We start from the raw sequence: 13009 nt of genomic DNA, 5'->3' as shown, positions 1-13009 counted from the left end.
GGGGGCCCCGCCGTAGATTCCGGCCAGGAGGATGATCGGCATCAGCAGGGCCGGCATCGCCCGGAAGGTGATCCCGGGCAATTTCCGCACCGGCACCTTTGTCTCCGGGGGAATATCGCGTTTGTGGGCGATCCAGGTCGTTATCGCCATCATCACGACGGTCATGATGAGGCCGGGAACAACGCCTCCAAGGAAGAGGTAGCCAATCGAGGCATCGGAAACGAGCGCATACATGACCATCGGGATCGATGGCGGAATGATCGGCCCGATGGTCGCCGAGGCGGCGACGACCGCAGCAGCAAGGCCGGGCGAATAATGCCCGCTCTTGACCATCATGTTGATGGTGATTTTGCCGATGCCGGCTGCGTCGGCGACCGCCGAGCCCGACATGCCGGAGAAGATCAGGCTGACCAGGATATCGACCTGCGCCAGCCCGCCGCGGAAGCGGCCGACCACGGCCTTGCAGAAGGCGAGCAGGCGATCACTGATCGCGCCCTCGTTCATGATGTTGGCCGTGACGATGAAAAGCGGCACCGCCAGGATGATGAAGCTGTCGTAGATGCCCTGGATGATCTGCTCGGCGGCGAGCCCGAGATCCTGTCCGGCGATAGCGAGATAGACGACCGCCGCCACGATCATCGAATGGGCGATCGGCGCGCCGATGCCGGCCAGCGCGAACAAAGTCACGAGGCAGAGGAGGAACGGGAGACTCATATGGTGGGAACCTCCGGCTGTTCCTCCGGCAGCTTCCCGCCACGGAGGAGCCGCCAGACTTCCCAACCGCTGCGCACGATCACCGCTATCGCGAAAAGCGCATAGACGCTGAAGACGATATCGAGGCGAATGCCGAGCGTCGGGCTGCGCTTGATGCGATAGAAGGTGATGTAGTCCAGGCTGGCCGGGAAAGACGCCAGAAACCCGGCAAAGAGCGCTGCGGCGGATGTGATCGCGAACCAGCGCCGGGTGCGGTAGCCGACCCAGTGGTAGATAAGATCGAAGCGGACCTGGTCGCGTTCCCCGAGCGTGAAGGCGCTGCCCCAGAAGACGAGCCACAGCCATGTGGTGACGCAGACTTCCTGCGTCCAGCTCAACGGATTGTTGAACACGTATCGCGTCACGATCTGCAGTATGAAGGCGCAGAACATGGCGGCGAGCAGGGCCGCCGCCACATTGTCAGCCCGCGACCGCAGCCAGCCGATGGCTGCCCGCATAGAGGAAACCTCCGGTCAGAGCGCGTTGATCTTGTCGACCATGCCTTCCGGCCATGATTTGGAGATCTCTGACTCCAGATAGGCCTTCTGAACCTGCGCCCGGAACGCTTCCACGTCCGGCGTATAGACCTTCAGGCCCTGGTCCTTGAAGAACTGTTCGAGCTCGCCCTCGAGCTTGAGCTGCCGCTGGCGGCCAAGTTCGGCCGCGTCGTCGGCCGCCTTCTGCACCGTCGCTTGTTGCTCCGGGGTCAATTCGTCCCAGACCTTCTTGGAAAAAGCCAGGTAATTCAGGTCGACGAGATGACTGGTCAGCACGATCTGCTTGGTGACCTCGTAGAATTTGGAATCCTTCGTCGAGGGCAGGGGGTTGTCCTGACCGTCGACCGCGCCCGTCTGCAACGCCGTGTAGATCTCGGTGAAGGCGATCGGCACCGGATTGGCGCCCAGCGCCGAGCCGAGGAACTGCCAGGCATCGGTCCCCGGCATACGCAGCTTGATGCCCGCCATGTCCGCCGGCGTCTTGATCTCCTTATCGACGCGCAAATTGAGCTGGCGGCGACCGAGATACATCACCGTCAGGAGCTTGACGCCCAGCTCGTCCTCGACCTTTTTCTTCATTTCGTTCGTGAAATCCGCGGCAAACACCTTCTTCTGATGCTCGGCGTCGCGATGCAGGTACCCGGCGGCGAAGATCGACCATTCCGGATAGATCGTTGCGAGTTCCTGCGCCGAGGCGATCGACATTTCGAGGTTGCCGCGTGCGATCGCCTCGAGTTCGGTACCCTGCTTGAACAGCGAGGCGTTCCAGTGCGGCTCGAAATCCGCAAAGCCTGCAACCGCCGGCCCGAAAACTTCGGTCAGTGAAACGGCGCGCTGGTCGGTCGGCGTCGCCGGCGACGAAAGCCGCAGCTTGATCTTGTCCTGCGCGAATGCGCTGCCGAAGCCCAGGCCAAGTGTGGCGCCGGCCAATCCAAGTGCGGTCGCGCCCAATACGCCACGCCGGGTGACATTGCTGCTGTTCATCTTTTCCTCCCTAATCCCGCCCGGCCCCTTTGCCGGCGTGCGTCGCATCAAAGTTACACAAGTCAAACGCCAACTCAAGCCTTGACGCATGGCAAAAACTCGGCAACATGTTAGTCAGATGCGGCTGCGTGGACACTCATGAACAAGAAGACGATTTTCGGCCTTTCGGCTGCAATGGTGACGCCCTTCGGACCCGATGGGGCAGTCGACCTCAAACGCCTGGCCGGCCACGCCCGGCATGTACTCTCACGCGGATGCGACACCGTTACGCTGTTCGGGACCACCGGCGAAGGCTTCTCGATCGGAATGCGTGACCGTGGGTCCATGCTGGACGCGGTGTCGGCCAGCGGCGTGGATGCCGCTCGCATCTATGCAGGTGTTTCCGCCACGGTGGTCGATGAGGCGGTCGAACAGTCGCTCCTTGCGCTCGATCACGGCGCACGCGGCCTGCTTCTGGCGCCGCCTTACTATTTCAAGGACCCCGACGAGGACGGTCTCTACTCCTGGTTTTGCAGAACCATCGAGCGCATCGGCGCATCGGCGCGGGGCGTCATCCTCTATCACATTCCGGGTCAGACGGCGGTGCCGTTGTCGGTAGATCTCGTCGATCGGCTAAAACGGGCGTTTCCCGGCGTAATCAGCGGCGTCAAGGATTCCTCAGGCGACTGGGCAACGACGGAAGCCTTCCTGGCCGCCCACGGCGAACTCTCGATTTTGGTCGGCGACGAGCGGCAGCTTGCGCGCGCCATGGCCAAGGGCGCCGAAGGCTCGATCTGCGGCCTGGCGAACCTCCAGCCGGAGATGCTGCGCGCGCTGATCCATGACGGCAAGGACGATCCGCGCCTGGAGCCGCTGGTGAACCTGATCGTCTCCTACCCGGTGCTTCCCGCCATCAAGGCCCTGGTCGCGCACATTCACGGCGACGAGGGCTTCGTAGCGATGCGCCCGCCTCTGACCGACCTTCCATTTTCTCGACGTGTCGAGCTTGCCTCGGCTTTCGAAGCCATTCTTGCAGGTGGAGCCATCCGGAAATCCGCATGAGCGAAGACGCGAACACGGAACCTCTCAAACTGCGCGAGCAGGCCTATGAAGGCTATACGCGCAGCCTGTTCGCGCGTGAGATCAAGCCCGGCCAGTTCATCACCCAGCGCCAACTGGTTGCGATCACCGGGCTGCCGCTTGGCGCCATCCGCGAACTCGTGCCGCGGCTGGAGGCGGAGGGCCTGATCCGCACAGCGCCGCATCGCGGCATGCAGGTTCCGCAGGTCGACATCAATCTGGTGCGCAATGCTTTCCAGTTCCGGCTCTTTCTTGAGGAGCCCGCCGCCCGCATTTTTGCGCGCACCGCCCCGGCCGAACTGATTGCCGAGCTGCGGCAGAGGCACGAGCGCGTCATCGCCCGCCATGTTTCCGGAGACGATAAGGATCTGATGGAGGAGGCGGAGGCCACGGATCTGATGCTGCACGAGGCGATCATCGATCACCTCGGCAACGAGATCATCAGCAATGCGTACCGGGTGAACTGGATCAAGATCAAGCTGATCCGTCTCGCCGAGACGCGGCTTTATGTACCGATGATCCCGTCGGTGATGGGCGAGCATATGAGGATCATCGAAGCCATCGAGCGCCGCGACGAGGATGAAGCGGCGCGCGCCATTGCCGACCACATAGGAATTGCCCGGCGCAGAGCGGTCAACATTTGAGGAATACCGCCCACGCCGCTGCATGAGATTACAAGGGAGGAGAAGTCCATGAGCAGCTTGACCAGACGCCACTTCGTTGCCGGCAGCGCCATTGCGGCGGCCGGTGTATTCATGCCGACCGTGCTGCGCGCGCAGGCGACCACCATCCGCTGGGGCGAGATGCTGGCCACGACCCATCCGCAGGTGCAGATGGTCGACCGCATCGCCAACACGGCCAAGGAGAAATCGGGCGGCCGCATCGATATCCAGAGCTTCCCCAATGGCCAGCTCGGCTCGGGCAAGGACATGATGGATTCCGTCGTCTCCGGCGCGCTGACCTTCACAACCGACGGGGCCGCCGCACTCGGCGCGCTGCTGCCGCAGCTTTCGGTCATCGAGGCGCCGTACCTCTGGAGGGATGCCGCGCACATGTCGAAGGTGGGCGCCTCGCCGCAATTCGCCGCGATGAATGACGACCTCGTTGCCAAGCGCGGGCTGCGCATGCTGGGCGTGACCTATTACGGCATACGTCACCTCACCACTGGCGCGAAAGAGGTGAAGACAGCGGCCGACATGGCGGGCTTCAAGTTGCGCGTTCCGCCGGTCGACACCTTCCGCGCCATGGCCGAGGCGTGGGGCGCGAAAGCGACGCCCATCAATTTCAACGAACTCTATCTCGCACTGAGCCAGGGAGCCGTCGATGGCCAAGAGAACCCGCTGCCGACGATCGCCAGCGCCAAGCTGCAGGAAGTGCAGAAGTACCTGGTCCTGACAGGCCACATCATCACGCCGCGCCTGATCATCGCCAACGAGGCGGCGCTCCAGGCGATCGATCCAGCCGACCGCGCCATTCTCGACGAGGCCATCGCCGAGGCGATCACCTGGCAGGACGCGGAGCTGGCGAGGCAGGAGGGGGAACTTCTCGGCACGCTGAAGAGCGCCGGGATGACAGTGATCGAGCCCGATCTCGAAAGCTTCCGCAAGCCGGTGCTCGAGAAGGTGCCGCCCCTGTTCGAAGAGAAATGGGGCAAGGGTACCTGGGATGCCCTGGCCGCGCTCTGACGCTTAGCGCATGGAGCCGCGAGCACCACGCGGCCCCATGATCGACGAGAGATTTGATGCTTGAGATCGCCGGCAGGATATCGGACCGACTTGTCGAGGCCGCAGCCGTCATGCTGCTGCTGACCATGCTGGCGACCGTCTCTCTCGGCGTGGCCTTCCGCCTCGCCGGGGAGCCGCTCGCCTGGTCGGATGAACTGGGGCAATACCTGCTTGTCTGGACTGCGTTTGCGGGCTGGATCATCGCGTCGCGCCGGCGCTCGCACATTCGGATTGGCCTGATCGTCGACCGCCTGAAAGGCTTGCCGCGGCGGCTGGTGGAGGTGGTGATTCAGTTGCTGGTCGCGGCGCTCGGTGTCGTTCTGCTGATCAAGAGCTTCGGCTTGATCGGGCGCAATACCGACGTTGAATGGGTGAGCCTGCCGCTTTCGGTCGCGCTGGTCTACATACCGATGCCGATTGCCGGGTTGGCGGTTATTTTCCAGGCCGTTCTGCAAGCCATCGAGGCGCTGCGCGGCGAGATCAAGGCCGACAGCAGCCAGGAATTGCTGCTTTGACCGCCTCGATGCTGCAGTTACTGGCGGTGTGGTTCGCCGCGCTGATGCTCGGCGTGCCGATGTTCGCCTCAATGGGCCTCGCAGCTTTCGCCTTCGTCGCCCTGAACGGCATGCCCATCGACATCGTGCCGCAGAAGATCGCGCAATCCGTCAACTCCTTCCCGCTGCTTGCCGCGCCGCTGTTCATCCTGATGGGCAACATCATGAACTCGGCCGGCATTACCGATCGCATCTTCACCTTCGCCACCGCCTGTGTCGGCTGGGTGCGGGGCGGTCTCTGCCACGCCAACATCCTGGCCAGCGTCATCTTCGCTGGCATGTCCGGCTCGGCCGTGGCCGATGCCGGCGGCGTCGGGTCGCTCGAAATCCGTGCGATGAAGAAGGAGGGCTACGACCCGGAGACCGCCGCAGCGATCACCGCCGCGTCGGCCACGATCGGTCCGATCATTCCGCCATCCCTGCCCATGGTGATTTACGGCGTCAGCGCCGACGTCTCCATCGGCGGCCTGTTTCTGGCCGGCGTCATTCCGGGCCTGCTGATGGCGGGCGCGCTTTCGGCGATGGTGACCGTCGTCGCAACCCGCCGCGGCATGGCGCGGCATCCTTTCCCGGGCTTTGGCGATCTGTGGCGCGCCTATCGCCGGGCGCATTGGGCGCTGATGACGCCCGTCATCCTGTTTGGCGGGATGATGGCAGGCATCATGACGCCGACTGAGGCGGCTGCGATCGCGACTGTCTATGCGCTGTTTCTGGGGCTCTTCATCTACCGCGAATTCGATATCCGGGAATTGCCGAAGCTGGTTGTCAATACGGTGGAGACGACCGGATTGGTGCTGGCCCTGGTGATGACCGCGGCAGCGCTTGCCTGGTGCCTTTCCATCGCCCGCATCCCGCAACTCGTGACTCCGCTGATCGTCGATTCGATCGGCCATGCGCTGCTGTTCCTGCTGGTCGTCAATCTGGTTCTTATTTTCATAGGCTGCTTCATGGAAGCGCTGGCGGCGATGCTTATCCTCATACCGATCCTGACGCCGGTCGCGGCGCAACTGGGCATCGACCCGATCCAGTTCGGCCTGATCTTCGTGCTCAACCTGATGATCGGAACGATAACGCCGCCGGTGGGCGTGGTGCTCTTCATCACATCGAAGATCGCCGGCATCAGCTTCGAGGCGATGTCGCGCGCGATCGTGCCCTGGATGATTCCGCTCCTGGCGGTTCTTGCGGCGGCATCGCTCTGGCCGCCTCTGACTACCTTTCTGCCCAACTACTTCCTGGGAAGATGATCGGCTGGCCTTGCTGTGAGCCTATTTTGAGGTCTCCACCGGGGGCGTGCCGTGGGAATGGAAGCTCGGGATTGTCTTCAGCCCCCACGCCTGGCCCTTCTTCCGCTCGGCCTCGGTCCAGGTGATCGGCTGCCAGTCCGGCTGCAGGATCAGCCGGGCGCCAGCATTCGCCACCTCGACCCGGTTGCCGGCCGGCTCGTAGACATAGAGGAAGAATGTGCCCTGGATCGCGTGCTTGTGCGGGCCGGTCTCGATGAAGACGCCATTTTCGAGGAAGATGTCGGCGGCGCGCAGCACCTCGTCGCGCTGATCGACCGCATAGGTGATGTGGTGGAAGCGGCCATGCGCGCCGGAATGGTCTTCGGTCACGGCCATGTCGTAGCTCTTGTTGTTGACCGTGAACCAGCAGCCGCCAAGGCGGCCATTGTCGAGCCGTATCTGCTCGGTCACCCGGCTGCCGAGAGCGCCGGTCATGAAGTCGCGCATCTGCGAAACGTCGGTCGCGAGCAGGTTGAAGTGGTCGAGCCGGCGCACCGCCGCGCCGCGGCCGTGGAAGCGTTGGGCGATATTCTTCAGCGCCGGCCGCTCCCCCTCCGGCGGTTCGTATTTACGGGTGTCGTAGTAGAGCTCGAAAACGTGGCCGTCGGGGCTTCTAAAGCGATAGGCCCGGCCGTGGCCGAGATCGCCTTCGTTCCAGCCGATCCCGCAGCCCATCGCCTCGATGGCCGCTACCCGGCGCTCCAGCGCCGCCTGTGACGAGGTCCGGTAGCCGACGTGGACCATCCCGGTCGTGTTCGATGCCGTCAGTTTCAAGGTGTGGAATTCGTAGTCGTCCCAGCCGCGCAGATAAACGGAATCACCCTCACGGCCGCTTTCCGTCAGGCCGTAGACATTGACGAAGAAGTCGAGGCTTTCCTCGGGCTTGTTCGTCAGCAGCTCGAGGTGGCCGAGATGCGCTACGTCGAAGCAGGGCTCTTCTGTCAATTGGTTGCTCTCTTCATCGATCGCTTCCGAGCGGATCCATGCAGGTTCTGTATACATTAATCCGCAAGCGACAGCACGCGCGCCCGCAGGGCGCGTGCTGTCGACGGGGCTACTCCGCCGGCTGGCGCGTGCGCCAGCTGTCGGCATAGTTCTCGCGCACTTCGCGCGAATAGGGAGCCGGCGAAACCTTGACCCGGATTTCGGTCTGCTTGTGCGGCTCGACAGTCGTCTTCTTCGTGCCGCCATTTTCTTCGCCCCAGATGAGCGTCAGCACATCGCCGATCTGGATGTCGGGGTCGACGATACCAAGCGACAGGTATGAGCGCTCGTTGTAGGAATAGCCGGCGAACATCGAGAAGCCGACCGTCTTGCTGCCATTCAAAACCATGTCGTAATTGGCGGACGCATAGTTGGCGTTCGGCACGTCGATATATTTGTAGTTCTCGATGCCCGGCTCGAAGAATGAGCGGAACACCTTCGCCACATCGTCTGCGTTCCACGCGAAGGTCACCTTCTTGCGGTGAGGCTCGCCGGCGATCTTCTCCAGCGCCTCCCGTCCGACGAAGTCGTGGTCGAACTTCACGAAGGGCCCATAGCCGAGTTCGTAAGGCGTGAGGTAGTAGTCCTCGATGTCCTTCGAGAGGAAACTGCCGCCGATCGAACCGCCAAGGCCCTCATAGCCCACGGCCGGCAGATATTCGCGATAGGGTTTCATCCGCTCGTCTGTGTAGACGGCCGGCAGAGGCGAGGGGATCCAGCCCGATTCAAGCGTGTTGGTGGCGTAGGCGCGCGAGCCGCACAGCCGCATGCCGAACTCCTTGCCCGCTTCGAAGATCGCATCGCGGATTTCTTCCGCCTCCTCGTACGGGCCCCAGACCTCGAGCCCGGGCGCACCGGACATGCCGTGGCGCAGGCAGCGCACCTTGCGGCCGCCGATGTTGATCGCGTCCATGGTGAAGAACTTGACGTCAGGGATCGGGCCGCCATTCACCTTCTCAAGTATCTTCCAGGCGTTCGGCCCCTGCACCTGATAGCGATAGCGCTTGCGGAACACGGCTTTCGGTCCGGGCCGCGCAGGCGAGCGGTCATCCCGCTCCATCTGGACATTGTAGCCGCCGGTCTTGCCGTGGAACTCGACCCAGTTGATCGTGGGCACGCGGCCGACGATCAGCAACTGGTTCTGGGCGAGATGGAACAGGATGACGTCGCCGATGACATGACCGCTGTAGCTCGTCGGCACGAACTGCTTGGCACGGTTTACCGGGAAATTGGCGAAGCTGTTGATGCCGAGATGGGAGACGAGCTTCAGCGCGTCCGGACCGTCGATCATCAACTCGGCCATGTGGTGGGTCTGGTCGAACAGCACCGCCGTGTTGCGCCAGGCCCACTGCTCGTCGCGCCAACTGGTGAATTCGTTGGGAACCACCGGATAGATGTAGGCTCCGATCTGGGAATTGCGGAGCATGTCGACGGTATTGTCGGTTTCGCGCAGCAGCTGTTCAAGATTCTTCATTGGCTTATCCTCCCTAATGTGAATTGACTGGCGTTGGCCCTACGGCAGCGTCGACGGAGTAGTTCCCGAGGAACCGCGCCAGCACCTCATGGTTCGAACTACGGGCCATAAGGTTCATATCGTAGCGGGCAGGCGACCGGCTCATGGTCATCTGACCTTGCGAATGAGAGCGCCGCCCGGCACGCGTTCGAGCGCCTTTTCGTGGTGCAATGCAAGCCTGAGATTCCGTCCGGCGAGGCGGGCGTGTTCCTGCATGATCGCTTCGGCGCGAGCGCCCTCGCGATTGGCGATCGCCTCCACGACGCAGCGATGCTGATCCTGGGCGACAAAAAGAACCCTGTGCGATTCCGGCATCAGCGCCTGGGCCATGACGAAGCCGCTGGGAGAGGCGAAAGGCAGGGAAACCGCCCTTTCGATCTGCCGCTCCAGCGTCGGGCTTTCCGCCATATCGACGATGAGCGCGTGAAGGCGCGCATTCGCGGTCACGTAGCGGGAGAACCCTTCTTCGGTGGCAATGGCGGATTCGACCACCTCGTCGAGTTCCTGCAGGCAGGCATTGAGCGGTCCAAGTCGCGCCATCGAGCCGCGCTCCGCCGCAAGACGCGCGGCCAGACCCTCCAGCGTTCCTCGGATCTCGATGGCGTCGAATACATCCTGCTGCGAGAAGGATTTCACGGCGAAGCCGCCGGAAGGGATGGTCTCGACGAGACCTTCTTCTTCGAGCCGCTGCAGCGCCGCGCGAATGGGAGTGCGGGAAATCCCGGTTCGCTCGGCGACCGAAAGCTCGGAAATGCGTTTTCCGGGCGGGAGCGCGCCTTCGAGGATCAGTTCGCGTATGATGAGCAGGGCCTTTACCGTTCGCGGCTGGCCCTTGTCGGCTTCCGATGTCGAAGGAAACTCCGCCACCTGGCTCATTTCTAGAACTCCAGATTTTCACACACAGGACAATAGCGTCGCTGCTGCATGCAACCTGTATACTGTTCTGGCGTCTCCATGGTGTCAACCGCGTCCGCCGGTCGACGCTTACTCCAAGCGCCTATCGCAGCTTCTACAAAATATGGGCGCCATAGCCGTGATCGCCACCGGTCGGACCAAAGCAATGTCGGTTTGCGACAAAATGAGAGCCCCATTGCTTTGAAAAGCACCTTTCGCAGCCCTCCGTGCGCCTGAACCAACGCTCTGCAATCGTTGCACGCTGGAACTCCAGGGCCCGGCGCTTGCTGGCGATAGCCATGATCGTCCCTTTGCCCGCGCCCCTTGGCTTATGAGGCAACAACTGTATACATTTCGTCGGCAGCCGTGAAACGCTCACGGCTCGGGAGGTATGCAGGCAAGGGAGGATTTTGGCATGTCTATAAGAATAACAGCGGCCGCAGTGGCCGTGGGCCTGGGTTTGTCCTCGGGCGCGTTCGCGCAGGAGACCGTGAAGATCGGCGTCATCCTGCCCTATTCGGGTCCGTTCGCCGACGCCGCGAACCAGCTCGAGGCCGGCATCAAGCTCTATATGCAGCAGAATGGCGATGAGGTCGCCGGCAAGAAAATCGAGATCGTTCGCAAGGATACCGGCGGCCCGGCGCCGGACGTCGCCAAGCGCGTCGCCCAGGAACTGATCGTGCGCGATCAGGTCGACATCCTGGCCGGTTTCGCGCTGACGCCGGAAGCGCTCGGCGCGGCGGACGTTTCCGCCGAGGCGCAGAAACTGATGGTGGTGATGAACGCCGCCACGTCGGTCGTCACCGAGAAATCGCCCTACATCGTCCGCACATCGGTGACGATCCCGCAGGTCAACTACGTCTTCGGAAAATGGGCCGCGGAGCAGGGGGGCATCAAGGAAGCCTACACGCTCGTCTCGGACTATGGGCCCGGCCACGACGCTGAAAGCTCGTTCTCGAAAGGCTTCACCGAGGCCGGCGGCAAGATCATCGGCTCCGACAAGACGCCCGTCGCCAATCCGGATTTCTCGGCCTTCGTCCAGCGCGTGAAAGACGCCAATCCCGAGGCCGTCTACGTGTTCATCCCCGGCGGTGCGCAGCCGGCGGCCCTCGGCAAGGCGCTCGCCGACCGCGGTCTCACGCCGCCTGACGTCAAGCTTTTCGGCCAGGGCGAGCTGACGCATCCCGAAGCGCTTGAAAGCATGGGTGAGACGGCAAAGGGCATCATCACGACGTTCCACTATACGCTGGAGCGCGACGATCCGCTGAACAACGAATATGTGAAGGCTTATCGCGAGGCCAATAACGGGCGTAGCCCGGACCTGTTCTCGATAGGCGGCTATGACGGAATGCACCTCATCTACGAGGCGCTGAAGAAGACCAATGGCGACGCCAGCGGCGACGCGCTGCTCGAAGCGGCCAAGGGCATGTCGTGGACGAGCCCCCGCGGGCCGATGTCGATCGACCCCGAGACGCGCGACGTCGTGCAGACCGTCTACATCCGCGAGGTGAAGGAGGTTGACGGAAAGCTCCAGAACGTCATCATCCACGAAATCCCGGACGTGAAGGATCCGCTGCACGGGGCGAAATAGCACGAACCGGGTCCAAGGGCGGATCGTGATCAGTCAGCTTGCCATCGTCCTCTTCGACGGGTTCGCCTTTGGAATGCTTCTGTTCGTCCTGTCCGTGGGCCTCTCGGTTACGCTCGGGCTGATGAACTTCATCAACCTTGCGCACGGCGCCTTCGGCATGCTGGGCGGCTATGTCGCCGTGACGGCCATGCGCGGGCTCGGTCTGCCTTTTCTCGCCGCACTGCCGGCCGCCTTCCTGGCGGCAGCGGCGATCAGTATTCTGCTGGAGCGGACGCTCTTTCGCCGGCTCTACAGGGCCGGCGAACTCAACCAGGTGCTGTTCACCATCGGCGTGGTCTTCGTCGCCACAGCAATGGCGACCTATGCCTTCGGCACCGTCCAGCAGGTGATCCAGCTTCCCGGCTGGCTGCGCGGCTCGGTCGAGGTCGCAGGGCTGCGGCTCGGCGCCTACAGGATATTCATCATCGCCGTGGCGCTCGCCGTCACCGCGCTTCTCGTATTCGGGCTCGAACGCACCCGGCTCGGCGCGCGCATACGCGCTGCGGTGGACAATCCGCGCGCCGCCCAGGGGCTGGGTCTCGATGTCGAGAAGATATTCGCCGTCACCTTCGCGCTCGGCAGCGGGCTGGCCGGCCTCGGCGGTGCGCTGGCGATCGAGATCGTTGGGCTCGATCCGTCCTTCGGCTTCCATTATCTCGTCTATGTGCTGATCGTGGTCTCCGTCGGCGGGCTCGGCTCTGTTGCGGGTTCTTTCTTCGGAGCTGCGCTGCTGGGCATCTGCGATGTGGCCGGCAAATATTTCGTGCCGGAGATCGGCTCGTTTCTCATCTACCTGCTGCTCGTGGCGATCCTCTTCGTGCGGCCGCTTGGCCTGTTCGGGAGGCGATAGCTGCGCAATGACGGCCGAGACGCCCACACTCACTGATCCGCACGACTGGTTGAAGCGCAGGAGCCGCTGGTCGGCCTTCGAGATCGCCTTTTGGGTCGCGTCGCTGCTGCCGTTCCTGCTCTTCCAGACCTACCTGCCTCTGGCCAGCCAGATCGCCATCACCGCGCTATTCGCCGTTTCCGTCGATCTTGTGCTTGGCTATGCCGGCATCATAACGCTCGGCCACGCCATGTTCTTCGGTCTCGGCGCCTATGCGGCCGGCCTGATCAGCAAGGCCGGCTGGG

General features: G+C 63.0%; 14 protein-coding genes. 8 read left to right on the top strand and 6 right to left on the bottom strand.

The window, feature by feature from the left end; all coding sequences use genetic code 11:
• The 3 genes from MAXJ12_RS16150 to MAXJ12_RS16140 all read right to left on the bottom strand — a co-directional run.
• Nucleotides 1–714, bottom strand: a 714-nt coding sequence (locus MAXJ12_RS16150) for a TRAP transporter large permease subunit (protein ID WP_008836989.1), incomplete at its 3' end; no start/stop codon positions are given.
• Entirely contained in the window at nucleotides 711–1211 is a 501-nt protein-coding gene (locus tag MAXJ12_RS16145) for a TRAP transporter small permease (protein WP_008836988.1), read from the bottom strand. The genes MAXJ12_RS16150 and MAXJ12_RS16145, both read right to left, overlap by 4 nt.
• A gap of 15 nt (nucleotides 1212–1226) precedes the next feature.
• Nucleotides 1227–2234, bottom strand: coding sequence for a sialic acid TRAP transporter substrate-binding protein SiaP (locus MAXJ12_RS16140; protein WP_008836987.1), 1008 nt, complete (start codon nucleotides 2232–2234; stop codon nucleotides 1227–1229).
• A 138-nt stretch (nucleotides 2235–2372) separates the two neighbouring features.
• On the opposite strand from MAXJ12_RS16140, the gene MAXJ12_RS16135 reads away from it, so the two are divergent.
• From MAXJ12_RS16135 to MAXJ12_RS16115, 5 genes are read left to right on the top strand one after another with little or no spacing between them, the layout of a single operon-like run.
• Complete coding sequence (locus MAXJ12_RS16135; protein WP_008836986.1) at nucleotides 2373–3275, top strand: dihydrodipicolinate synthase family protein; 903 nt, start codon at nucleotides 2373–2375, stop codon at nucleotides 3273–3275.
• Nucleotides 3272–3937, top strand: coding sequence for a GntR family transcriptional regulator (locus tag MAXJ12_RS16130; RefSeq protein ID WP_008836985.1), 666 nt, complete (start codon nucleotides 3272–3274; stop codon nucleotides 3935–3937). Before MAXJ12_RS16135 ends, MAXJ12_RS16130 begins: the two co-directional genes overlap by 4 nt.
• 48 nt (nucleotides 3938–3985) lie before the next feature.
• The gene (locus MAXJ12_RS16125) at nucleotides 3986–4978 is read left to right on the top strand and encodes a sialic acid TRAP transporter substrate-binding protein SiaP (protein WP_008836984.1); all 993 of its coding nucleotides are present in this window, start codon (nucleotides 3986–3988) and stop codon (nucleotides 4976–4978) included.
• 56 nt (nucleotides 4979–5034) lie between these two features.
• Nucleotides 5035–5532 (top strand): TRAP transporter small permease, encoded by a 498-nt coding sequence (locus MAXJ12_RS16120; protein WP_008836983.1) that lies wholly within the window; start codon nucleotides 5035–5037, stop codon nucleotides 5530–5532.
• On the top strand, nucleotides 5529–6815 hold the full coding sequence (locus MAXJ12_RS16115; protein WP_008836982.1) for a TRAP transporter large permease: 1287 nt from the start codon (nucleotides 5529–5531) through the stop codon (nucleotides 6813–6815). Before MAXJ12_RS16120 ends, MAXJ12_RS16115 begins: the two co-directional genes overlap by 4 nt.
• A 21-nt stretch (nucleotides 6816–6836) precedes the next feature.
• Here MAXJ12_RS16115 and MAXJ12_RS16110 read toward each other — a convergent pair whose 3' ends face one another.
• The 3 genes from MAXJ12_RS16110 to MAXJ12_RS16100 all read right to left on the bottom strand — a co-directional run bounded on the left by MAXJ12_RS16110 (nucleotide 6837) and on the right by MAXJ12_RS16100 (nucleotide 10227).
• The gene (locus tag MAXJ12_RS16110; protein WP_040586479.1) at nucleotides 6837–7799 is read right to left on the bottom strand and encodes a catechol 2,3-dioxygenase; all 963 of its coding nucleotides are present in this window, start codon (nucleotides 7797–7799) and stop codon (nucleotides 6837–6839) included.
• Nucleotides 7800–7908: 109 nt separating this feature from the next.
• Nucleotides 7909–9312, bottom strand: coding sequence for a vanillate/3-O-methylgallate O-demethylase (gene ligM / locus MAXJ12_RS16105; protein ID WP_008836980.1), 1404 nt, complete (start codon nucleotides 9310–9312; stop codon nucleotides 7909–7911).
• Nucleotides 9313–9459: 147 nt separating this feature from the next.
• Nucleotides 9460–10227: a GntR family transcriptional regulator gene (locus tag MAXJ12_RS16100; RefSeq protein ID WP_008836979.1), complete on the bottom strand. Its 768-nt coding sequence runs from the start codon at nucleotides 10225–10227 to the stop codon at nucleotides 9460–9462.
• A gap of 433 nt (nucleotides 10228–10660) precedes the next feature.
• On the opposite strand from MAXJ12_RS16100, the gene MAXJ12_RS16095 reads away from it, so the two are divergent.
• The 3 genes from MAXJ12_RS16095 to MAXJ12_RS16085 form a co-directional block, all read left to right on the top strand.
• A complete protein-coding gene (locus tag MAXJ12_RS16095; RefSeq protein WP_050898835.1) occupies nucleotides 10661–11836 on the top strand; it encodes an ABC transporter substrate-binding protein in 1176 nt (391 codons plus the stop codon).
• A 25-nt stretch (nucleotides 11837–11861) separates the two neighbouring features.
• Nucleotides 11862–12725: a branched-chain amino acid ABC transporter permease gene (locus MAXJ12_RS16090; protein WP_008836977.1), complete on the top strand. Its 864-nt coding sequence runs from the start codon at nucleotides 11862–11864 to the stop codon at nucleotides 12723–12725.
• A gap of 7 nt (nucleotides 12726–12732) precedes the next feature.
• Nucleotides 12733–13009 (top strand): ABC transporter permease subunit (locus MAXJ12_RS16085; protein ID WP_008836976.1); only part of this gene is annotated, 277 nt, incomplete at its 3' end.

This window comes from Mesorhizobium alhagi CCNWXJ12-2, assembly GCF_000236565.1.
Classification (GTDB): Bacteria; Pseudomonadota; Alphaproteobacteria; order Rhizobiales; family Rhizobiaceae; genus Allomesorhizobium; species Allomesorhizobium alhagi.
Note: the sequence above shows the minus strand (reverse complement) of the source record. Positions and strands in the feature narration are given on the sequence as shown.

What these genes read in the sequence shown, in the direction of transcription:
- MAXJ12_RS16100 (WP_008836979.1), bottom strand. Translation starts at nt 10,227, where the DNA reads ATGAGCCAGGTGGCGGAGTTTCCTTCGACATCGGAAGCCGACAAGGGC.
- MAXJ12_RS16125 (WP_008836984.1), top strand. Translation starts at nt 3,986, where the DNA reads ATGAGCAGCTTGACCAGACGCCACTTCGTTGCCGGCAGCGCCATTGCG.
- MAXJ12_RS16130 (WP_008836985.1), top strand. Translation starts at nt 3,272, where the DNA reads ATGAGCGAAGACGCGAACACGGAACCTCTCAAACTGCGCGAGCAGGCC.
- ligM (WP_008836980.1), bottom strand. Translation starts at nt 9,312, where the DNA reads ATGAAGAATCTTGAACAGCTGCTGCGCGAAACCGACAATACCGTCGAC.
- MAXJ12_RS16095 (WP_050898835.1), top strand. Translation starts at nt 10,661, where the DNA reads ATGTCTATAAGAATAACAGCGGCCGCAGTGGCCGTGGGCCTGGGTTTG.
- MAXJ12_RS16135 (WP_008836986.1), top strand. Translation starts at nt 2,373, where the DNA reads ATGAACAAGAAGACGATTTTCGGCCTTTCGGCTGCAATGGTGACGCCC.
- MAXJ12_RS16120 (WP_008836983.1), top strand. Translation starts at nt 5,035, where the DNA reads ATGCTTGAGATCGCCGGCAGGATATCGGACCGACTTGTCGAGGCCGCA.
- MAXJ12_RS16145 (WP_008836988.1), bottom strand. Translation starts at nt 1,211, where the DNA reads ATGCGGGCAGCCATCGGCTGGCTGCGGTCGCGGGCTGACAATGTGGCG.
- MAXJ12_RS16140 (WP_008836987.1), bottom strand. Translation starts at nt 2,234, where the DNA reads ATGAACAGCAGCAATGTCACCCGGCGTGGCGTATTGGGCGCGACCGCA.